Raw genomic sequence first — 21750 nt, 5'->3', positions numbered from 1 at the left:
TATCCTTCTTAGGGTCGTGAGGTGTGGCTGGCCAGGTCCTGCAGCAAGCCAACGTCTGTGGGAACAGGTCGGTGGGCGGCGCGGCGCTCTGCTGCGAAGTCCTCGGCCATTCGGGCTAGTTCGGCATCAGCACGGATTGACAGGTCGCTGACCGCGCTCAGGCTCACGCCCATGAAAATGAGCTTGAGCACCGCATGGCGCCAGGCGTGCTGGTCAAGGTGCGATGCCGCAAACGCTCCAACAGCCGCGGCAACCAGCGAGGTCTCGTTGGTGCGCAACGCATCAGAGGTGAGTTCCAGGCCCGTGGCAATTATTCGGCCGTCCAGCTCGGGCATCGACTGCGCAAGCAAATTGATGCCACGCAATACGCCCCTTCGTTCAGCTGAATCTCCGCGGTAGTACAAATCCCGAATTTCCTGGGCGAATGGGCCGGGCTCATGAATTCGGGACAGTTCACGGATCAGCCGGGCACGGGCCGTGTCATCCGCAGTCCCGTACAGGACCCCAGCGGGGTCGGCCTGCGGAGAATTTGGAGCCCTGCCCACACGGCGTCCGGCACTGGCGAAAATCCGAGGCAAGCCGCTGGCATTTTCGGCCACAGCCGATAGGCATTCGCGCAGCCAAGCTTCGATTGTCCTTTGCGCTTCCGAAGCAGCCCATGCCTCGCGCAGGGCGGCCATGCTGTCCAGGGCCAAAGCCGGCGCATCCCAAGAATGGCGTGGCAATTCCACGGCAGCTATGCCCCGGTAATCCATATCGGCCAAGGTGTTCAGCGCCGCGGACAGGTCGACGATGCCCTGCCCAAACGGAAGGTGCTCGTGGGCGTGCGCCATCATGTCATCAAGCTGCACATTGGCCAGCAATTCCCCTGCTTGGCGCAATGCCGCTTCCACCCCATGCGGCTCAACCACGACGCAGTGCCCAATATCCACGGTGACGCGCAACCCCTGCGGGTTCCCCAGCTCGGTTCGCAGTCGCAACGCGTCGGCCACGGTTTCCACGAGCATCCCCGGCTCAGGTTCGATGCTGAGCAGCACGCCGTTCGAAGCGGCATAGTCGACCAGCTGGCCAACGCGCGCAATCAAGCGCTGCCAGCCAAGTTGCGCCGATGTCCCCTCCGGCAGGATCCCCGAGAAAAAAGATACGCACTCGGCGTCCAAAGCAGCCGCGATATCAATAGCGCGGCGCAGGAATTCAAGGCGGACTTCGGCATGTTCTTCAACAAGCGCCGGGCGGTGCTTGTGCCTGGCATCGAGCAGGAACCGGGTTCCTGTTTCGATGACAACTCGCATTTGGTGTTTCCCAAGCAGGCTGCGGATTTCGGCGACCTGATTTTGCACGTCCGGGGCAAACGGATCCAGATGCGGGTGCCCCAAAGTCAAAGCCACCGCGGTGTAGCCCTGCTCAGCCAGCAGCCGCACCGCCACTGGCAACGGGTGATCCGCCCAGCCGTTGGTTCCGTAGCCGATTGCGAAAGGAAAGTCCTGGGCTGGTTGTTGTTGTACAGCTGCGCTCATGATTCGCTGATCCTCTTCACTCTGCTGCCCGAACGCAGCACCTTGCCGACTACGTCCAGGGAACCGATAATCGCTCCGGCGACTGGACTGCCATGGCTGAGCGCCAGCGCTGCCTGCAGCGGGATCATCGACCGGATGCCCGCTTTGGTGGCGTCCAAGGCGTTGCCCGCGCTCGGCTCGTGGATGGCTCGCCATTGAGCTGAGCCGCAGCGGCTGGCATAGACCGCAATGGCTGCCGTGGTCGCGGCCAAGTGCCGGATCAGGATGCTGGCCTCGGAAGAGGTTCTCCCCGGCTTCTGGGCACCGGCGAGCGCTGCTCCAGCTAGCACACCGGCTGACACTACGACCGTGGTTGCTGTGGCGCCGGAGGCCACCGCGACGCTGGTGCCGCTGACTTCGCCGCGTGATAGAGCCGTGACGGCCACGGTATGTCCGCCCATGATCGCGGCCGCTGGCAATGCGGTGCGAACCCGATCCGATCCTGCCCCCATTAAGACGTCCAGTGCCCGGCACAGCCCCATGGACAAGGCACCGGTCACCGGGTTCCGTTTAGCTACAAGGTCATAGGCCCAGATCGAGGCAGCCAAGGGCAGGCCGAGCGCTACCGCGCTTCGCCCGCCGCCGAAAGCGCTCAGGCCCAGGCCGGCCGCGGTAAGTCCCGCAGCAGTGGCCAAGGCTGCGCCGGGTGCTACCCGCCCTGAGGGAATGGGCCGCTCTGGTCGTTCAACGGCATCAAGGTCACGGTCGGCGTAGTCGTTGAGAGCCATCCCCGCTGCGTACAGGCAGGCACTGGCCAGGGGCAGTGCAATCCTTCGCCCAAACGGGGAGCGATTTGCCGCGGCACCGCCGGCGAGGGTATCCCCGATTACGGTTAATACGGCTGGGGCACGCAGCAATTCCAGGTAGTCATTTGTACGGCTCATCGGGCTGCGGCACCCTGCGAAATGCGGCCGTCTGGCATCTGGGTCATGGCGGAAATCCGTGCACCTGCCTGCTGTGCCCAGTCCAAGAGAAGCCGGCTTTGCTCGGCAAAGGCATGCTCATCGCTGCCCCATGGATCCTTGAAGAAGAACCCGAGCTGGCCGACCTGCCCCTGTTGCCCAGCGGCATCGGCCAGGCCCATGAGCCTGGCGAGATCGAGGATCATCGGGGCTGCCAGCATTGAATCGTAAGCGCTCCACGTGGTCTGCAAGGTCAGGCGGGATCCGAGGAATCCTTCCACATTAATGTGGTCCCAAGCGACTTTGGTTTCCCCGAGGTCCGGGACGTTGTCAATATGCAAAGGCGTAGTTGCGGCATTGGTTAGGGACTGGAGGCCACGGTTCTTGGATTGGAGCTTACCTGCCACAGCCTGCGGGTCAGCCAAAGTGGCGCCGTCTCCTCCTCCGAGCAAATTGGCACCAGCCCATGACAGGACCCGCAATCCGCGCGCGGCCAAGCCTGGCGCCAGTACCGAGCGCAGCCAGGTCTGCCCGGTTTTGCCATCCTGGCCCGCAGTTGGAATACCGCGCTCGGCGGCGAGCTGCGCCAGTGCCGGGATGTTCAGGGCAGGCGAGGGCGTGAAGCAGATATATGGCGCTTCGGCGAGAATCGCTGCATAGGCGCTGAGCGAGCTAGGGGGAAGGATCTCTTGTGCGGGATCCTCAAGAGCCGCCATGAGCAGGTCCAGATCATCAAATTCGGGCAGGTGATCAATCGGTGCTTCCGTCGAGGACACATCGATCACAACTACCCGATCCAAGCCATGGCCATTCCGGAATTGGCGGATGTCTACGGCAAGGCGGCGTGCTATCTCGGCCTGCGGTACACCTTCAGCGCCCGGAAAGTATCCGGGCCGGACCCGGGAATCGGCGTCTTCCAATTCGGCCTGAATGGCCTGAACCAAATGTTGCGGCAACATTCCGGTGCTGACCAAGTGCTCTGCTCGCTTGGCTATCGAAACGTCGCTAATATCATGACCGCCAATGACCAGGTCAGAGAATCTAGGTAGTGGAATAGTTGAAAATTCGTCCTGGCTGGTCACGCAGCCGACGGCTGGTGCCAGCCCAGCGCAGATCGCAGCGAGTCCGGTCGTGGCAGTGGTCGCCACGGATCCGCGGGCGCCGATGAGCCACAAGCCCACTCGGCCTACTTTGGATTCCCCTCGATCATGCTCTGGTGTGGCCATGGTTTCATCGAAAGTGCTGCCAGCTGGCATATCCACGTCATTGTCCTTTCAGCTGTGGTGTATCGAGCACACGTGCTCTGTAATGGTGCTCAAGCGCTATGTTGTTGGAATTCTGAATTCAGCAGGTGTAGCAACTGAGGAATTCGAAGCTGTCACGCGCGAATTCCGCAGTGGATGGCGCAAGATCGCGTTCCACAATGAAGTACTTGACCTGTTTTTGGGCGGCGTCGAGAATCGGTGTCCACTCAAGTTCCCCTTCGCCCAAGTCAGTTGGAACCGCTCGCTCGTCGCCATTGAGGAAACCGTCTTTGACGTGCAATAGTTCAACCCTTTCGCCGTAGTCGCTCAAAAGCTGAACAACATCGACTCCCGCATCCGCGGCCCAGAGGACATCAAGTTCAAACGTCACGTATCTGGGGTCGGTGAACTCGGCCAGCAATTCCCACGCGCTGGTGAGCTCCCCCGTCCGAGGATGCGGAAACTGGCGAGTGAATTCCCCTTGATGGTTATGAACAAAGATTTTTCCCGTACCGGAATTTTTCGACTTTTCGCCCAAGCGATTGAGGGTTCTCGCAGTTTCGAGAGTGTCACGGAGCGTATCTGTTCCAGGTGAGGCTGAGCCCCCTGACCCCGTGTACCGCTGTCCCACGGTTTTGGCGAAATCTATAGTCTCTGCGAAAGTTTTCTCGTCTGTGCTTCCATGAGCTGTTGGCGCATTTAGTCCGTGCCGTTCAAGAAGTTCGGAGAATTCCTTGGCTGTGCGGCCTTCGTAGGTTCCGTCAAAGGGCTCGACGTTTTCATATCCAATGGCGGCCAGCTCGGCAAAGATCTTCTCAGTGCCGATGACGTTCCCCCAGTTCGAATAGCTGAACATTTGGATCGAAATCTTATTTGCAGGTATGCCGCGCCCTTGGCAGTGATCACTCCCTGCATTATCTGCAGCTCGATGGCGGCTCTCCGATTGGGTCGCACCATTTAGCGTGCCAGTCGCCAGTGTCAGCACAGCCACCGCACCCAGTGCGCGCAATGGCAACTGTTTCTTAGGTGTTGCCCGCGGGCGATTGGCCATGAGCTCCTCCTCGAGTGGTGGCGTGAAACGGCACTGGTCAGACGCGGTGTGCGATCGCCAACAAGACGAATGAGATGCCGGTCACATGAACCTAGCACGGCTAATGACGACATTCAACGGATCTATGAAATTCTCCGATATATGTCAGTGGAATTAGAGCTTTCTTTTGTTGCCAGATGCGGTAGTTGAGTTAACTCTCAACATATTGATGAAATCAAAAGCACTGCAGCAATGCACTCATCGTTGTTGATTCATCCAACAAAATGCTCGATACGACACCCTTTCTCGGTGGTAGCGCGTTCTGTCGATTTGTATGTTGTAATTAGTCGATGAATGACATAAGTAATTTCAGTGGCCTTAGCGGCTCCGGCGCCAGTGAACTTTTCCAAATCCTTCGAGACGGACGACCGCGAACCCGCACCGAATTGGCCGACCTCATGGGCCTGGCTCGCTCAACCATCACTTTGCGCATCGAAGCGCTAATGGACCTGGGGCTCGTTGGGTACGTGGATGACGCCATTTCCACCGGCGGTCGCCCTTCAACCCGCATTGCCCTCAAGGCCGGGAGCAAGGTCGTCCTTGGAATCGATATCGGCGCTTCCCACGTTCGAGTTGCCCTGACCGACCTGCTTGGGCACCGCCTGAAAGAGAACAGCCAGAGTATCGAAGTTTCCAAAGGGCCAGACGTCGTCTTGGAGTGTGCGGTCAACCTGGGCAAGGAGCTCCTCGAGTCAACCAATCATTCCCTGAGCGACCTGCTATCGGTGGGAGTTGGCGTGCCCGGACCCGTCGAGCATCGCACCGGTCGCCCATTCAACCCACCCATCATGCCTGGCTGGAACGGGTTTGACGTCCCTGGGCTTCTAAAAGATCACTTCAACGTTCCCGTTCTCGTGGATAACGATGTAAATATCATGGCCCTCGGCGAACGCAACGCCTCTTGGCCAGATGTGGACAACATGTTGTTCGTAAAAATCGCCACAGGCATTGGCTCAGGGATCATTTCAAACGGAAGACTGCAGCGCGGCGCAGACGGCGTCGCCGGCGATATCGGGCACATAAGAGTTCACAACGGCACCGGAACCCCTTGCCATTGCGGGAACCTGGACTGCCTGGAGGCAGTTGCCTCCGGCCCGGCAGTCGCCAAAAAGTTGCGCGCCCTTGGGCACGAGGCCAACAGCAGCGAGGACGTGATTGCCCTGGTCAGTTCCGGCAATGCGGAAGCCGTACACGCCGTCCGGCAAGCAGGTCGAGACGTTGGCGAAGTCCTCTCCGCCTGCGTAAGCCTCATAAACCCTTCCGTAATTGTGATCGGAGGCTCCATGACACTGACCGGCGAGCACTTCATTGCAGGCATCCGCGAAGTCGTGTACTCCCGCGCCATACCCGTCGCAACCCAGCACCTGCGAATCGTCCAGTCCGGATCGGGATTGGATGCGGGAGTGCTTGGCGCAAGCATGCTCGCCATCCACCACGCCATGTCACCAAAACATATTGATGCGTTGGTCAATGGCCTTAAGAGCGACTAAAGATGTCACTTCGTCGACCTTTTGTCGATTTCCGACAACTTTTGCTTGACAGACAACAAAGTCCGAAAATAGTGTTGTGTCCGTCACATAACCAAAGCGCTGATGCTTCATGCATCTAGCGTTTGTCGCACGCTAGAAAGGCATCACTATGTGCTTCGGATTCAATGCTCCAGCCGCCCTCAAACGCTCACTGGAGCAAAAAGAAGTCGGCCGACGAGGCTTCCTCAGTGGTGCCGCCGCTCTGGGCGCCACCATCGGACTGGCCGGAATGGGCGTTGCCCCAGCCATGGCGGCTCCAGCCGGCGTCCGCCCGGTGCCCCCGGGACTGATCAGCATCCAGCTGTACACCCTTCGCTCGATCATGAACGGTGACGGAGTGGACCAAACCCTGGCCGCGCTGGCCAACTACGGTTACAGCAAGGTGGAACTGGCCGGCTTCTACGGACGCACCGCCGAGCAACTGCGTGCAACCCTCGATTCATTCGGCATCACCCCTTCCTCCAGCCACTCCGGACTCAGCGATTCACCCGCAGCCTTGGAAACCAAGCTGGCCGACGCGGTCACGCTGGGCCAAACCCACATCAACGTGCCCTACCTCGTCTCCAGCAACGGTGACGACTGGCGCCGCTGGGCTGACCAGATGAACGAAGAAGCAGCGGCAGCCAACGCTGCCGGTCTGAAGTACGGCTACCACAATCACGCCCACGAGTTCACGACGGATCTGGGCAACGGCGAAACCCCGTGGGACATTTTCACCAGCCGCTTGGATCCACGTCTCGTCCATCTCGAAGTTGACCTTTACTGGGCCGTCACCGGCGGCGTGGGTGTTGGCGCCGCGGATCCAATCCAGTTCGCCATCGACACCATCAAGCAGGCACCACAGAAGACCCTGCAGTACCATGTCAAGGACCGCGACGCAGCTGGCGACTTTGCCGACCTCGGTACCGGAGCCATCGATTTCTCGCGCATCTTCGCGGCCCACCGCCCGAAGGAGTTCATCGTGGAGAATGACCGTCCGGACGTCACCCCGCTGCAGACTGCAGAAGTAGGCTTCAACTACCTGCGAAAGCTGCGTTTCTAGCCCGAGCTGAGCGCGCGGTACAACGCAGCAAAGCTTCAAGAGATAGAAGTGCCGGCTTCAAGAGATAGAAGTGCCGTGGCCCGCCCCACCATTTGGTGGGGCGGGCCACGGCACTTCTATCTCAAATCTCGCCCTGATCCACTTTCAAGGCGCAAATCGACGCGATCTACTTGCTGACTTTTTCGTCCTGAAGCCAGTAGCCGATTGCGGTGCGCATGGATTTGCGAGCGCGAGCCTTGTCGCCACAGGCTTCATAGGCCAAGGCCAGCCGGTACCAGGATTTCCAAGATTCTGGATTTTCTTCCACGTCACGCTGGTGATGAGGAAAATCCTCATCAGCGGCTGCACGAACGAATCGACCCGAAGGCGTGCGAGGCAGATCCAGCGGGAGCTCGCCCGACGCAGCCAAGGACTTGCCCATCTTCTCCGTGCGAAGTCCGAAGAGCACTTCTCGAATCAAGATCCACGTGCAGAATGCTGGAATCACCAGAATGGCCACGCCCATGATCTGGGCGATCAGCGTGCCGGTGCTCATGAAGCGCACTGCCTGGGTGAAAGTCATCCCAATGTACAGGGCAAAGAGCAGAAGGATTCCGGCAACCCAAAGTTTGGTCTTCACTGGCCAAGCTCCAGGTAGCCATCCAGGCCATAGGTCAGGCCCGGACGTGATGCCACGGTGCGCAAGCCCAGCAAAACGCCTGGCATGAACGAAGCACGGTCAAATGAATCATGGCGCAAGGTGAACTGCTCGCCAGGGCCACCCAAGAGAACTTCTTGATGAGCCACGAGCCCGCGAAGACGCACCGAGTGAACGTGGATTCCGTCAACCACGGAACCCCGTGCCCCCTCCAGCTGGGTTTCCGTCGCGTCGGGGCTGGCTGGCACGCCAGCAGCCTCGCGGGACTTGGCAACCAGTTCTGCGGTGCGCACGGCAGTGCCGCTCGGAGCATCGACCTTGTTAGGGTGGTGCAATTCGATAATTTCCACTGATTCAAAGTACTTTGCAGCAGTTGCCGCAAACGCGCTGGCCAGGACCGATCCCAAGGCGAAGTTGGGAGCAATCAAGACGCCAGCGTCCGGGTGATTTTCCAGAAGCGAGGCAAGTTCGGCACGGCGATCATCGTCCCAGCCCGTCGTTCCCACCACTGCGTGAAGACCGTTTTCCACTGCAAACCGGACGTTGGCTTCCGTGGCTGCCGGAACCGAAAGGTCAACCACGTGGGTTGCTCCTGCTTCGAGAATCTGGGCAAGGTCGTCGCCTCGACCCAAGCTGGCCACCAATTCCATATCGGAAGCTTCGGAAACAGCTTTAACCGCTTCGGCTCCCATCCGTCCGGCCGCGCCGAGCACGGCTACCTTGATCTGTGCACTCATGGAGTTAAGCCTATCGTTCCGACAGGCCCCGGCTTGCCAACGATGACGTGAAATCCGACCTGTTTGACCAGAGCGTCCGGCCGGTGGTGAATGAATTATTTTGAATAGGTCATTGCGCTACGGCCAGTCCAGCTTGTATTGCCCTGCGACACGGGGAAAAATAAGTCCCAGGAGTCTCCAAATAGATAGCAGGGCCATGGGTCAGAAAATTGGGCGTTTCAGTCTGGGCATCAGTGTCATGCTTGCCGTCAGTTTTGCAGTCACGTCGTGTGGTTCGCAGACCGAACCCATTTCCTTGCCAGACCAGGAATTGGCAGACGTTGTTAATGCCGTTCAGGATGACGGCACCGTAATTGACTCTGCTTCTTGCCAGGTAGAGGTCTTCCGGATCGATGGCTCAACGACATATGGCTGGGCCACCTGCGCTCCTTCAAGTGAAACCGCTTCGGGTGCCGGCGCCCAGGTAGATGCCTTCCCATTCCGCCTTGACGGCCAAGAACTGCGCCGTCCGGATGAAGGCAAGAACTACCAGAAGGATATTGACGAACTTTTCCCCGAAGATTTGCGCTCAGCTATCAGCCAGCACACCACGGGGATGGCCAAGTAACACCCCGTCATCGGCCAGCCCTGCCATTTCGCAAGCTGGGCGCCACAATTACTATCGTTTTTAAGCGCACGTTTGGCGCAAGGAAAGGCCACCGTGCGCCACGAATATTTCGGGCAATTGCCTGAAGCTCTAAAAACCCGCCTGTCTGTCCGCGTGGCTGGGCACGGACGAGATGTCGTTCTCATTCACGGGTTGGGCGCTTCCAGCCGCTACTTCACGCCACTGGCCAACATCCTGGCCAAAAAGTATCGCGTCATCGTTCCGGAGCTCCCCGGACACGGCAAGAACCTGGATGATGGCCGTCCGGTAACAGTGCCGCGCTTTGCCCACGAGATCGCGCTGGCCTTGCGCGAGTTAAGGGTGGAGAACGCCATCGTGCTGGGTCATTCCATGGGTGCCCAGGTTTCCATCGAGCTCGCACGCACGTGGCCTTCTCTGCTCAAACGCCTGGTCATTGCCGCGCCGGCTGTTAATGACCGCGAGGCGACGCTGTTTCGCCAGGCGCGTCGGCTGATTCAGGACTTTCCCCATGAACTGAATTCTGTCAAAGCCATCCTGATGGTCGATTACCTCCGCTGTGGAATCCCGTGGTGGGCCAAAAGCTGCGAGCAAATGCTGGATTACTCCACCGTCGAATTGCTCAAAACCGTCCGTTGCCCCGTTGATGTTGTCTGCGGAACGCGTGACCCGCTCTCCCCTCCTGAATTCGGCCTTCGCCTGATCGCAGGCATTGATCACGCGAAGCTCACGATCATGCAGCAAGGAGCCCACGGCTTCAATTTCTCCCATGCCCCGGAGCTGGCAGCATTGATTGACGCCGCCAGATAAACGGCGAGGATCCTTAAACTGAAAACCGTGGCATCCCTACTTGGAATGCCACGGTTTTCCGATGCTCGCTTAAAGTCCCAGCGCTGCTTCGTTTTCGAACGGCCCGACCACGGTAATGACCCGATCTTGGGCCGCCAATTCCTGGGCAAGTTCTTGAACCTGCTTGATGGTCACAGCGTTGACTCGGTCAAGGGCTTCATCGATGTCCTGGAACTCCCCAGTCACCATTTCTGCCCTTCCAAGCCGCGACATGCGGCTTCCTGGATCTTCGAGAGCAAGCACGGTGCCGCCGGCCAGCTGCCCCTTGGCCTGGGCGAGTTCCTGCTCCGTAATGCCGTGGCTTGCAAGCCGGTCAAGCTCGGCACCGAGCAAGGCAATGACCTCGGCCGCCTTGGAAGGCGCGCAGCCTGCATACATGCCGAAGTAGCCAGCATCGGTATAAGCTGCGGAGAACGAATACGTGGAGTAAACCAATCCGCGCTTCTCCCGGATTTCCTGGAATAGGCGTGAGCTCATCCCGCCACCGAGTACGGCGTTGAGCACGGCCAGCACCTGGCGACGGTCATCATGTCCGGTGATGCCAACGCAACCCATGATGATATTCGCCTGCTCAACCGGGCGATTGATAACTTCGATGCCCGCATTGGACGATATCTGGGCCGGTTCTCCTCCACGACGCGGCTGGGGCACCGCTAGCGGATCAAGGTCCCATCCTGCCTCGGCTAGGGCATTAAGAACCATCGAGCACAGCTGGTCATGTTCCAGTGAACCTGCAGCGGCAATGATCAGTTCGCTGGGGCGGTAGTGGGCGCGATAGTGTTCCATCACCGCTTCGCGGCTGATCTTGTTAATCTCTTCCGGGGTGCCGCCGATTGGGCGTCCCAGCGGGTGGTCACCCAGTACCCGGGCGACAAAACGCTCGTGGGCCACGTCCGTGGCATCGTCAGCGTCCATCGCGAGTTCCTCGATGATCACGCCGCGTTCCTGCTCCAGCTCCTGCGGGTCGATGACCGCAGATGTCACCATATCGGCAATGACGTCCAACGCCATCGGCAAGTCCGTATCAAGCACGCGGGCGTAGTAGCAGGTCGATTCCTTGGCGGTAGCCGCATTCGACTCGCCACCCACCGCGTCAAAGGACTGCGCAATTTCCAAGGCCGAACGCTTCTTGGTTCCCTTGAACAACAAGTGCTCGAGGAAGTGGGTGGAGCCGTAGTGGCCGGCCTCTTCATCGCGGGAACCTACTGGCACCCAAAAACCGACGGTCGTGGAGCGCTGTCCTGGCATGGCCTCGGTCAGGACGCGGACGCCCCCTGGCAAGATGCTGCGCCGGACTTCAGAGCCGCCTTCGCCGCGGTGGACCAGGGTGGGGTCCGCCGGATCGATCGGAGAGAACTGTGTCGTCTCCACCGAATGTAACGGCAATGGAATCATGGCCACGAAATACGTCCTTAGTTCTTCGGGGTTGAGCCGCTATCGGGCTCGGAACATTGTCCTCATTCTCCCACAGAACCGTTGCCGCAAGGCAACAGTCCAGTTTGTCGAAGAGGTTGGAATCTCGGGTCAATATGCGCCTGGCGAACTGCGGTTCAAGGCTTTTCGTGCCACCCAGAATTCAGCCAAATCCTTGCTCGATTTGAAGTTTCTGCCCGTCAGCTGTTCGATCCGGCCGATTCGATATCCAAGAGCTTGCCGGTGGGTGCCCAGCCGGCCGACGCGGCGTTCCAGTTGCGGTTCTCATATAGATAAGCGCAGAGCGTATCCATGAGTGCCTGCTTGGAGGCACCCGCCTGTTGAAGGGGGCCGAGAACGCGTCAGGCAATTTCCTTGGCTTGGCTCCCGGAGCGCGGGACGATGGCGCCATAGCCGGCAACGCCGGTATTAGTTCCGCCCCGCTTCAAGGGCCATTTGTGCCCGTCGGACCGCACCGAGCACCTTTAAAGCGGGCAATGGTTTGAAGCTTGATGGACCATTGTGTCCACGGTCAGCCAACGGTGATCAAGATTCTAGGATTCATCGAGGTATCCGCGTTTTGCGGCATCAGCGCACACCGGAGTTGCGCGTTCGGAATCTACCGATGAACATGCCAAGTAGACGGAATTAGCTGCTTCTTCGAGGCTCAGTTCCTCGTATCCCACCGAACCCGGGTTGTACGAAACCGCGGTGCTCCATTCATCCAGATCCTTGCAATCTTTCAGGCCCTTGGTTTCGGCCTCCTGGATTTTGGACTCCGAAGCATCAGGGTCCGACCAAGCTTCGTTTTGCTGTTGGATGGCCTTTTGGCAGGCGTCGCCAATCGTGGTTGTCCGCGCTGAGTCCAGATCAGCACATCCGCTGGTTGAACAAACAATGAAAGCTAGAACGGCGGCGGTGGAAATGGCTTTGCGCATATCAACCATGCTACCTAGGCCAGATATGGTTTTGCTGAGACCACCGTTATTGCTTCGCCAGCTTGTGCTTAATACGCAAAAGACCTCGCGCTTCGGTGTTGAAGCGCGAGATCCCTTGTACCCGTTGGTTATCTAGGCGAGCCTGGAACGCTTAAAAGCGTCAAGGCTAATTCCCTGTTCCAAGATCACCTTGGCCCACTCGCGGGCCGAGTGCAGGGAGTGGTCACGGTAGTTGCCACAGCTCTTTGCCTCGGTGCCTGGGACGTCCTCCCAGGTAATGCGCTCGGCGATGTCCTCCAGGGAGCTTTTCACTGCAGCGGCAACCTCCGCAGGCTCTGGCTCGCCCCACAAAATCATGTGGAAGCCGGTGCGGCAGCCAAATGGCGAGAAATCAATCAGGCCGTCAATACGGGTGCGCAACAGGCCAGCCATCGTGTGCTCGATGGTGTGCAAACCAGCGGTTGGGATTTCGCCATGGTTAGGCTGCACAAAACGAATGTCATAGTTGGTGATGGCATCGCCCTTCGGACCACGCTCCACGCCAATCTTGCGTACATAAGGTGCCTTGACCTTGGTGTGGTCTAAGGCAAAGCTTTCAACTTCTGCAAGTTCGATATCACTCATGAATTAAGTGTATCGGTTGGGTCAACGGCGACTCGACGACTGTTAATGAGCCGTAACCGGTAGACTTCTTAGGACGTTCGGGCACAGTAGACTTCCCGAACTGACTTCTTTAGAGGGGAAATTCATGTCGGAACAGAAGTCTTTGCTCGTCTTTGCGCACGCAGACGAAGCGGTTGCCTTCGCAGATGTCGAGCACCTGGTTTCAGGGGTCGGCAAGATCAATGCGTCGGTGGCTTTGGCAGGCGCGATTGCCGACGGAAATATCAAGAATGTCATCGTGCTCGGCACTGCTGGCGTGGTCGGCCACGCAGGAGAAGACCGCCCCAGCTTGGACACCATTTACCAGGTCACCAAGTTGATCCAGCACGATTTCCCGTTGCCATCTGCCGACGTGGATCCGACTGGCGAGGTCCTGCTTCATGATTACCAGGTCACCATGGCCACTGGCGATGTCTTCGTTTCGGATGACCAGCAGCGCGCCCACGTGCAGGGCCTCGGAGCATCATTGGTGGATATGGAAGGCTACGCCTACGCCAGCGTTTGCCAGCGCTTTAATGTGCCATTGCAGATCTTCAAGATCCCTTCTGACTATGCCGATGATTCGGCATCCATCGATGAGTGGGACGAAATCGCCAAGCAGAAGAGCGTTCAGTTGCGCGAGTTCTACGACAAGCACCTGGTCTGAGAAAAACCAACAGCTGACCAGCTGCTGAAGCAGCCTGCCAACGCCTGACCGTTAACCGGTCGGGCGTTTGGTTTTTCTCCAGCAGTTCTGCCATCCGCGACCCGCGAGCGAAGCACCGCACCTTGGATACCGAAACATCTGGCTACTATGGGGCACGTCACCATACGACACTCGCAACCGTTGTATATCCCTAGTCAATGATGATGTGAGGTAGCAGAAAACATGAGTGTGCCTTCAACCAAACGTGGCGGTACCGTCGCTTCCCGGGCAATGCGCCCGGTCAATAATCTCGTCGAAAAATTCATTCCGTCGGCATTGGTCTTCGCCATCGTGCTGACCTTCATTGTGGCGATTCTCGCGCTGCTGGCCACGGACTCCAATCCGGTGCTCATCGTGCAAAGCTGGGGTGATGGGCTGGCCGGGCTGCTGGGCTTCATCACCCAGATGGCCTTGGTTTTGATGCTGGGATTCATCCTGGCCAATACTCGCCCGGTGCGCAAAACGCTCCGTGCCCTGAGCCGGGTTCCCAAGAGCGCCCTATCCAGTTACGTCTTCGTTTTCCTGGTAGCGGCCATTGCCTCGCTGATCACGTGGGGACTTGGTCTCGTGGTGGGAGGACTGCTGGCCCGCGAAGTCGCGGCCCAGGCTCGTGAACGCAATGTGCGAGTCCACTTCCCGCTGCTCGTCGCCTCCGGATTCGCCGGGTTTGTCATTTGGCACATGGGCTATTCCGGTTCCGGGCCGCTTACTGCTGCAACCCCGGACTCGTTTATCGCCAAGCAGCTTGGTGCACCGCTGCCAATCTCTGAAACGCTCTTCGCCCCGTGGAACCTCATCGCGATCGTGGCAACCATCGTGTTGGTGGGTTTGGCCTTGTACCTCGTTGCGCCACGAGGCGAAGACAAAATCTACGAGCTGCGCACCGATGCGCGAGAAAAGCTGTTGGACATCGATGATGAAGTAAGCACCCCAGCCGATCGTGTGGATGCCAGCCGCCTGCCAACGCTACTGCTTGGACTGATGCTGCTGGCATATCTGGTCATCCATTTTGCCAAGGGCGGCACGCTCACCTTGGATATCGTGAATTGGTCTTTCCTCTGCCTGATCCTGCTCTTGGTGCGCAATCCCTTCGAATTGATGGCCCTGACAAGGCATTCGGCATCAAATGTTGGCGAGATTCTCCTGCAATTCCCGCTCTACGCGGGAATCCTCGGCATCATGACAGGAACTGGCCTCATTGAGGTGATCTCGGAAGCCATGATCGCAGTGTCGACCCCGCAAACATTTGGCCTTCTGGCCTTCTTGTCGGCCGGAGTGGTCAACTTCTTCGTTCCTTCCGGGGGCGGCCAGTTCGCGGTGCAGGCGCCGATCATGCTGACCGCCGCCGCGCAGCTGGGTGTTGATCCATCAATTCCCATCATGGCAGTCGCCTACGGGGATCAGTGGACGAACATGATCCAGCCGTTCTGGGCTTTGCCATTGCTGGCCATTGCGGGGTTGAAGATGCGCGACATCCTTGGCTACACCACCATGGTGCTGATCGCTTCAGGCATTGTTTTTGCCGCCACCATGGTTTTTGTGTCCTTGTAGGTTTGCACCGCCGAGTTTCTGGATAGACAAAACCCCGGTTCATCAATCGATGAACCGGGGTTTTCCGCAGGAATCTAAAGACTACTCAGCAGCAACTGCTTCTTCGGCTTCTTCTTCCACGACTGGTGCCAGCGACAGCTTGCCGCGGTCATCAATCTTGGTGATCTCCACCTGCAGCTTCTGGCCAACGCCGACGACGTCTTCAACGTCTTCAACGCGCTTGCCATCGTTGATCTTGCGCAGCTCGGAGATGTGCAGCAGACCGTCCTTGCCAGGGGTCAGCGAAACGAACGCACCGAAGGTGGTCAGCTTCACGACGGTACCCAGGTAACGCTCGCCGACCTCAGGAACCTGAGGGTTGGCGATGGCGTTGATGGCCGAACGGGCAGCTTCAGCGGACTCGCCGTTGGTTGCGCCGATCAGCACGGTGCCGTCATCCTCGATCGAGATGTCAGCGCCGGTGTCTTCCTGGATCTGGTTGATCATCTTGCCCTTAGGGCCGATGACCTCGCCAATCTTATCCACTGGAATCTTCACGGAGATGATTCGCGGAGCGTTGACGTTCAGCTCATCCGGGGTGTCGATGGCCTGGTTCAGCACGTTCAGGATGTGCAGACGTGCTTCGCGAGCCTGGGTCAGCGCAGCGGCCAGAACCGAAGCTGGAATGCCATCCAGCTTGGTGTCCAGCTGGATCGCGGTAACGAACTCGGAGGTACCTGCAACCTTGAAGTCCATGTCGCCCATGGCATCTTCGGCGCCGAGGATATCGGTCAGGGCAGCGTAACGGGTTTCGCCGTCAACGGTGTCCGAAACCAGGCCCATAGCGATACCTGCAACGGCAGCCTTCAGCGGCACGCCGGCGTTCAGCAGCGACAGGGTCGAAGCGCAAACCGAGCCCATGGAGGTCGAGCCGTTGGAGCCCAATGCCTCGGAGACCTGGCGGATTGCGTAGGGGAATTCCTCGCGGCTTGGCAGCACTGGAACCAGTGCACGCTCGGCCAGCGCGCCGTGGCCGATTTCGCGGCGCTTAGGCGAACCAACACGGCCGGTTTCACCGGTCGAGTATGGAGGGAAGTTGTAGTTGTGCATGTAGCGCTTGGACTTCACTGGGGAGAGCGAGTCGATCTGCTGCTCCATCTTCAGCATGTTCAAGGTGGTGACGCCCATGATCTGGGTTTCGCCGCGCTCGAAGATGGCCGAACCGTGCACGCGAGGCAGAACCTCGACCTCGGCTGAGAGCTGGCGGATGTCAGCCAGTCCACGTCCGTCGATGCGGACCTGGTCGGTCAGGATGCGCTGGCGCACGATGTGCTTGGTAACAGCACCGAAAGCCTTGGAGATTTCACCGTCGCGGCCTTCGAAGGCGTTGCCTTCGCCAGCCAGCGAAGCAAGGACCTCGTCCTTGTAGGCGCCGGCAGCGTTGTCGCGTTCCTGCTTGTCAGCGATGGTGTAGATCTCTGCCAGGCGGGTCGAAGCAGCAGCCTCGACAGCGGCGAAGGCATCTTCTTCGTAATCGCGGAAGACTGGGAACTCAACGGTTTCCTTGGCAGCGCGGGAAGCCAGGTCAGCCTGGGCCTCGCACAGGACCTTGATGAATGGCTTGGCAGCCTCAAGGCCTTCTGCAACAACCTCTTCGGTTGGTGCCTGGGCGCCGCGTTCCTTGATCAGTTCCCAAGCGTTGTCGGTAGCTTCAGCTTCCACCATCATGATGGCAACGTCGTCGCCAGCGATGCGGCCGGCAACAACCATGTTGAAGACAGCGTTCTTCAGCTCGGAGTGGCGTGGGAAGGCAACCCACTGCGCGCCGTTTCCGTCGTCAACCAGTGCAACGCGAACGCCGCCGATTGGGCCGGAGAATGGCAGGCCCGAAAGCTGGGTGGACATCGAGGAAGCGTTGATTGCTACAACGTCGTACAGCTCATCTGGCTCGATGGACAGGACGGTGACGACAACCTGGACCTCGTTGCGCAGGCCCTTGACGAAGGCTGGGCGCAGCGGGCGGTCCATCAGGCGGCAAGCCAGGATGGCCTCGGTCGATGGGCGGCCTTCGCGGCGGAAGAAGCTGCCCGGGATGCGGCCGGCTGCGTACATGCGCTCTTCGACGTCCACGGTCAGTGGGAAGAAGTCGAAGCCCTCGCGCGGGTGCTTGCCTGCGGTGGTTGCCGAGAGCAGTGCAGTCTCGTCGTCGATGTAGACCATGGCCGACCCAGCAGCCTGCTTGGCAAGGCGGCCGGTTTCGAAGCGGATGGTGCGGGTGCCGTAGCGACCGTTGTCGATCTGCGCTTCGGCGAATTGGATTTCTGGACCCTCCATTAAGGGGGTGCTCCTTTCGATCGCTCCCAGCTAGGTGGATGAGCGAACCGCGTGGCCCTACCCAGATCTGGTCTTCGATCGAGACCCGCGCTGGAACCCTGAATGGTCCTAGCGAAAGCCACTACCGAGGACCGCGAAACTGGCGGTCGGGACCAACGGTCAGTCAGCCCTGGGAGTTATTTTCATTCGGGACCGGCATAGAACATGCAGGCCCAGGTACTAGCCTACCGGGAATTGGCCAAAGGTGCAGATCCCGGCTGGGCGGCGCTTGGCTGTGTCCTTCGGAATCTGCTGTTTTCACCGCTAGGCATCAAGAGCCCAAGACCCGCCAGCAGCGGGCCTGCGCCTAGGCTTTTGCCGTTGGCTCGGTGCTGGTTGTCAGCGCCCAGCTGGAGAGCATCTTGAGTCCTTCTTCACTCGGGCTTCCTGGCTGGGCAACATAGATGCTCATTTCGTGGCTGGCCCGCGGCACCTGGGTAATGTCGAAGGAACGATAGGCCAGATCCAGCCGGCCGACCACAGGATGTTGAATTCGCTTGGTGCCTTCATGGGTGAATCTGATGTTGTGGGTGGCCCACAGGGTACGAAAGTCTTCGCTGAGCGTGGAGAGTTCCCCGATCAGATCATGCAGCGCCTTGTCATTCGGTTCCCGCCCTGCCTCTGCGCGCAAGAGTGCCGCGGTAGCCGCCGCTCCGCCTTCCCAGTCAAGGAAGAAGTCCTTGGCTGCCGGATCTAAAAAGTGGAAGCGCGCAAAATTCGCGTACCCATTGGCAACCGTGGTCGCGCTATTGAACATCGGCGCATGCAGTGCCCGGCCCAGCTCGTTCGACGCAACCACATCAAGGCGTCCATTGCGCGCAAATCCGGCCGAGAGCGTCGCCGAATCCAAGAACCATTGAACCGGCTCTGCAATGGGTCCGGCTTTCTTCCGCCGTGCCGGCTTTCGTGCACTGCCTTTGGCCGTGTGCGCCAGTTCGAAGAGATAGATGCGTTCTTCCTCATTCAGCTGAAGCGCAGAGGCCACTGCTGTCAACACATCTTCCGAGACACCGGCGATATTGCCCTTTTCCAACCGGGCGTACCATTCGGGGCTGACCCCGGCGAGCACAGCCACTTCTTCCCGGCGCAGTCCCGGCACTCTTCTGCGGTTGCCGGCCGGCAATCCGACTTCCTCCGGACGCAGCCTCGCGCGGCGGCTGGTCAAGAAATCTTTAATATTGCTGCGCTGGGCATCGGGTTCGGTCATGCTTCCACGGTAAACGACGTTCACGGTTTTTCGGGGGTACAGATAATACCCCTATAAGCTCGCCCTTCCTGGCAGCTGGCAACCACGATGTAATTGAATTACATCCGCTGCGAGTCCAGAGAACAGGAACTTGATGAACGTCGACGAACGTCGTCCTTCGGTGCCAACCGGCACCAGTACGCGAGGCGCCACCGGGCGGCCGATCCCGCTGGTGGTCTACATCCTTGCTGTTGGCACTTTTACGATGCTCACTACCGAGTTCATCGTTGCTGGAATCCTGACGCAGCTTGCGGCGGATTTGGAAGCCAGCGTTTCGCAGGCTGGCCTGCTCATCACCGTATTTGCCGCGGGCATGGTTATTGGCGCTCCGCTAATGGCGCTGCTCACCTTGCGGCTGCCCCAACGCCTGACGCTCATCTTGGCATTGGCAGTTTTTGCTGCCGGGCACGTCGTCGTTGCATTGGGCACGAGCCTTCAGCTGTTGCTCGCGGCACGTTTCGCCACGGCTCTTGCCACGGGAGCGTTCTGGGCCATTGCAGGAGTCGTGGCTGCCAAAAGCGCAGGCCCTGGAATGGCTTCGCGAGCCTTGGGAATCATCAATGCTGGCGGCATGCTCGCCACGGTTCTGGGGGTGCCCTTGGGCGCCTTTGCCTCCCAATACTTTGGATGGCGCGGATCGTTCTGGGGCCTGGCGGGACTCGCGGTCATCTCGGCATTCCTCATTGCCCGGCATGTGCCTGGCAATTTGGCACCGCATTCCGCCGTATCAATACGCAAAGAAATTTCCGCGCTTCGTTCTGCGCGATTGTGGCTCGTCTTGGCCGCCTGCGCCACCACAACCGGCGGTGTATTAGCTGCCTATTCCTATATTTCTCCATTGCTCATTGACGGCACAGGATTCAGCGCGCCAGCCATTCCGCTGGTGCTGATCGGATTTGGCGTCGGTTCCCTGATTGGTTCCCTGGTCGGTGGCAGGCTAGGAGATGCGCACCCGCATCTGCTCACCTTGATTGCCCCCGCTGCTTCAACGGTGATCCTGCTGGCCATGTGCCTGCTCTCGGATCTGCAGTTGCCGATGATCATCTTGATTGCGCTGCTGGGGTTCTTCGGGCTCGGCGCCAACCCGATTCTTGCGTCCTTGGCCATTGCCTATGGCAAGAATGCTCCAACACTGGCATCTTCACTAACTGTCGCCGGCTTCAACGCTGGCACAGTGGTTGCCTCATGGGCTGGTGGCAAGGCTTTGGACTCGTCATTGGGCAGCATTGGTCCAGTCCTGCTCGGAGCCAGCGTCGCAATACTGACCTTGATCCCGGTGATCGCCCTGTCCGTTATTGCTAAACGCGGCGCCCGCCAAGATTTGCTGCCAGCATCCAGCAGCTAGCCTGCCAGCTGCCAGCCCGCTGAAAATAAAAGGCAAAAATCTCGTCCAGGTGGGATTATTTGCTGATCGACCGCTGTTGTCGCTAAAGGGAATTAGTCATATTTCTCCCGCTGGACATCAGATCCCACAGGACCAGCCAGCGGCAATGCGCGAAAATCTGGATTCGCCAGCAACTGAATACCTCCGTGAACCGACATCGGTGAACGGTAACAAGTAAACAGAAAAACAAAGGAAGAACACTCCTATGACAACTATGGCCAACGCCTACGCAGCCCCATCAGCAACTGAGCCACTGGCTCCGATCCAGATCGAACGTCGCGAAGTCGGCCCGCACGATGTCTTGATTGACATCAAGTTCGCGGGCATCTGCCACTCCGACATCCATACCGTCCGCGGCGACTGGGGACCACAGTCCTACCCGCTGGCTCCAGGCCATGAAATTGCCGGCATCGTGGCGGAAGTTGGTTCCGAAGTCACCAAGCACAAGGTCGGCGACCGCGTCGGCGTGGGCTGCATGGTCAATTCCTGCGGCAAGTGCGAGCAGTGCCTCGAGGGCCTGGAACAGTTCTGTGTTGAGGGCATGGTCGGCACCTACGGCGCCATCGACCGCGACGGCACCGTAACCCAGGGCGGCTACACCACCAACGTGGTTGTGACCGAGGATTTTGTGTTGAGCATCCCGGACAGCATCGACCTTGACGTTGCCGCTCCCCTGCTCTGCGCCGGAATCACCACCTACTCGCCATTGCAGCACTGGGGCGCAGGTCCAGGCAAGAAGGTGGCCGTGATCGGCCTTGGCGGCTTGGGCCACATGGCAGTAAAGATTGCCAACGCGATGGGTGCCGACGTGACTGTCCTGTCGCAGTCGCTCAAGAAGAAGGAAGATGGTCTCAAGCTTGGTGCCAGCGACTACCGCGCCACCAGCGATGAGAGCACTTTCAAGGATCTGCACAAGAAGTTCGACCTGATCATCAACACGGTCAGCGCGTCCATCGACATCAGTGCCTTCCTGCAGCTGCTACGCGTTGACGGCACCTTGGTCAACGTTGGCGCTCCAGCCGAGCCACTTCCAGTCAACGCTTTTGCCCTGATCGGTGGCCGGCGCTCCTTCGCTGGCTCCAATATTGGCGGCATCAAGGAAACCCAGGACATGCTGGACTTCTGTGGCGAGCACGGCCTCGGTGCAGAAATTGAAGTCATCTCCGCAGACCAGATCAACGAGGCCTACGAGCGCGTCCTGAAGTCGGATGTTCGCTACCGCTTCGTCATCGATACCGCGACGATGGCCTAAGCCTCAAAGCGATAGCGGCGTCCGATTCATCAGCTGATATGTTGGTGTTTCGGAC

At 59.1% G+C, this 21750-nt stretch carries 20 protein-coding genes; 8 read left to right on the top strand and 12 right to left on the bottom strand.

Annotation, left to right across the window (positions count from 1 at the left end):
• Positions 1-8 precede the first annotated feature (8 nt).
• The 4 genes from AOZ07_RS05665 to AOZ07_RS05650 all read right to left on the bottom strand — a co-directional run bounded on the left by AOZ07_RS05665 (position 9) and on the right by AOZ07_RS05650 (position 4753).
• Positions 9-1517: an EboA domain-containing protein gene (locus AOZ07_RS05665; protein ID WP_060701104.1), complete on the bottom strand. Its 1509-nt coding sequence runs from the start codon at positions 1515-1517 to the stop codon at positions 9-11.
• On the bottom strand, positions 1514-2440 hold the full coding sequence (locus tag AOZ07_RS05660; protein ID WP_060701103.1) for an SCO3242 family prenyltransferase: 927 nt from the start codon (positions 2438-2440) through the stop codon (positions 1514-1516). The genes AOZ07_RS05665 and AOZ07_RS05660 overlap by 4 nt, the downstream gene beginning before the upstream one ends.
• On the bottom strand, positions 2437-3714 hold the full coding sequence (locus AOZ07_RS05655) for an inositol-3-phosphate synthase (RefSeq protein WP_207758481.1): 1278 nt from the start codon (positions 3712-3714) through the stop codon (positions 2437-2439). The genes AOZ07_RS05660 and AOZ07_RS05655 overlap by 4 nt, the downstream gene beginning before the upstream one ends.
• An 88-nt stretch (positions 3715-3802) precedes the next feature.
• Positions 3803-4753 (bottom strand): sugar phosphate isomerase/epimerase family protein, encoded by a 951-nt coding sequence (locus AOZ07_RS05650; RefSeq protein WP_060701102.1) that lies wholly within the window; start codon positions 4751-4753, stop codon positions 3803-3805.
• Positions 4754-5082: 329 nt separating this feature from the next.
• Here AOZ07_RS05650 and AOZ07_RS05645 point away from each other — a divergent pair, with 329 nt between their 5' ends.
• The gene (locus tag AOZ07_RS05645) at positions 5083-6282 is read left to right on the top strand and encodes an ROK family transcriptional regulator (RefSeq protein WP_060701101.1); all 1200 of its coding nucleotides are present in this window, start codon (positions 5083-5085) and stop codon (positions 6280-6282) included.
• Between the two features lie 148 nt (positions 6283-6430).
• Positions 6431-7363, top strand: coding sequence for a sugar phosphate isomerase/epimerase family protein (locus AOZ07_RS05640; protein WP_060701100.1), 933 nt, complete (start codon positions 6431-6433; stop codon positions 7361-7363).
• Between the two features lie 166 nt (positions 7364-7529).
• Here AOZ07_RS05640 and AOZ07_RS05635 read toward each other — a convergent pair whose 3' ends face one another.
• Entirely contained in the window at positions 7530-7982 is a 453-nt protein-coding gene (locus AOZ07_RS05635; protein ID WP_060701099.1) for a tetratricopeptide repeat protein, read from the bottom strand.
• Positions 7979-8737 (bottom strand): 4-hydroxy-tetrahydrodipicolinate reductase, encoded by a 759-nt coding sequence (gene dapB, locus AOZ07_RS05630; protein WP_060701098.1) that lies wholly within the window; start codon positions 8735-8737, stop codon positions 7979-7981. Before dapB ends, AOZ07_RS05635 begins: the two co-directional genes overlap by 4 nt.
• A 196-nt stretch (positions 8738-8933) precedes the next feature.
• Between dapB and AOZ07_RS05625 the strand changes: the two genes are divergently transcribed.
• Complete coding sequence (locus AOZ07_RS05625) at positions 8934-9344, top strand: hypothetical protein (protein ID WP_060701097.1); 411 nt, start codon at positions 8934-8936, stop codon at positions 9342-9344.
• A 93-nt stretch (positions 9345-9437) separates the two neighbouring features.
• Positions 9438-10172: an alpha/beta fold hydrolase gene (locus AOZ07_RS05620; protein ID WP_060701096.1), complete on the top strand. Its 735-nt coding sequence runs from the start codon at positions 9438-9440 to the stop codon at positions 10170-10172.
• 69 nt (positions 10173-10241) lie between these two features.
• Here AOZ07_RS05620 and AOZ07_RS05615 read toward each other — a convergent pair whose 3' ends face one another.
• The 4 genes from AOZ07_RS05615 to AOZ07_RS05605 form a co-directional block, all read right to left on the bottom strand.
• Positions 10242-11612 (bottom strand): M16 family metallopeptidase, encoded by a 1371-nt coding sequence (locus AOZ07_RS05615; protein WP_417935207.1) that lies wholly within the window; start codon positions 11610-11612, stop codon positions 10242-10244.
• Between the two features lie 123 nt (positions 11613-11735).
• On the bottom strand, positions 11736-11828 hold the full coding sequence (locus tag AOZ07_RS19225; RefSeq protein ID WP_417935217.1) for a hypothetical protein: 93 nt from the start codon (positions 11826-11828) through the stop codon (positions 11736-11738).
• Between the two features lie 350 nt (positions 11829-12178).
• Positions 12179-12562 (bottom strand): hypothetical protein, encoded by a 384-nt coding sequence (locus tag AOZ07_RS05610; RefSeq protein WP_194943812.1) that lies wholly within the window; start codon positions 12560-12562, stop codon positions 12179-12181.
• Positions 12563-12694: 132 nt separating this feature from the next.
• A complete protein-coding gene (locus tag AOZ07_RS05605) occupies positions 12695-13186 on the bottom strand; it encodes an S-ribosylhomocysteine lyase (RefSeq protein ID WP_060701094.1) in 492 nt (163 codons plus the stop codon).
• A 124-nt stretch (positions 13187-13310) separates the two neighbouring features.
• Between AOZ07_RS05605 and AOZ07_RS05600 the strand changes: the two genes are divergently transcribed.
• Together AOZ07_RS05600 and AOZ07_RS05595 are read left to right on the top strand one after the other, a co-directional pair.
• The gene (locus AOZ07_RS05600) at positions 13311-13871 is read left to right on the top strand and encodes a phosphorylase family protein (RefSeq protein ID WP_060701093.1); all 561 of its coding nucleotides are present in this window, start codon (positions 13311-13313) and stop codon (positions 13869-13871) included.
• Positions 13872-14093: 222 nt separating this feature from the next.
• The gene (locus tag AOZ07_RS05595) at positions 14094-15461 is read left to right on the top strand and encodes a short-chain fatty acid transporter (RefSeq protein WP_060701092.1); all 1368 of its coding nucleotides are present in this window, start codon (positions 14094-14096) and stop codon (positions 15459-15461) included.
• 81 nt (positions 15462-15542) lie between these two features.
• Here the strand turns inward: AOZ07_RS05595 and AOZ07_RS05590 are convergent, their stop codons facing one another.
• Together AOZ07_RS05590 and AOZ07_RS05585 are read right to left on the bottom strand one after the other, a co-directional pair.
• Entirely contained in the window at positions 15543-17774 is a 2232-nt protein-coding gene (locus AOZ07_RS05590; RefSeq protein ID WP_060701091.1) for a polyribonucleotide nucleotidyltransferase, read from the bottom strand.
• Positions 17775-18120: 346 nt separating this feature from the next.
• On the bottom strand, positions 18121-19020 hold the full coding sequence (locus AOZ07_RS05585; RefSeq protein WP_060701090.1) for a helix-turn-helix transcriptional regulator: 900 nt from the start codon (positions 19018-19020) through the stop codon (positions 18121-18123).
• A 133-nt stretch (positions 19021-19153) separates the two neighbouring features.
• On the opposite strand from AOZ07_RS05585, the gene AOZ07_RS05580 reads away from it, so the two are divergent.
• Both AOZ07_RS05580 and AOZ07_RS05575 read left to right on the top strand, forming a co-directional pair.
• Positions 19154-20404, top strand: coding sequence for an MFS transporter (locus AOZ07_RS05580; RefSeq protein ID WP_060701089.1), 1251 nt, complete (start codon positions 19154-19156; stop codon positions 20402-20404).
• Positions 20405-20648: 244 nt separating this feature from the next.
• Positions 20649-21695, top strand: coding sequence for an NAD(P)-dependent alcohol dehydrogenase (locus tag AOZ07_RS05575; RefSeq protein WP_060701088.1), 1047 nt, complete (start codon positions 20649-20651; stop codon positions 21693-21695).
• The last annotated feature ends 55 nt before the right edge of the window (positions 21696-21750 follow it).

Origin of the sequence: Glutamicibacter halophytocola, assembly GCF_001302565.1 — a bacterium.
GTDB classification, from domain to species: Bacteria; Actinomycetota; Actinomycetes; order Actinomycetales; family Micrococcaceae; genus Glutamicibacter; species Glutamicibacter halophytocola.
This window is presented reverse-complemented; position numbering and strand designations above follow the sequence as displayed.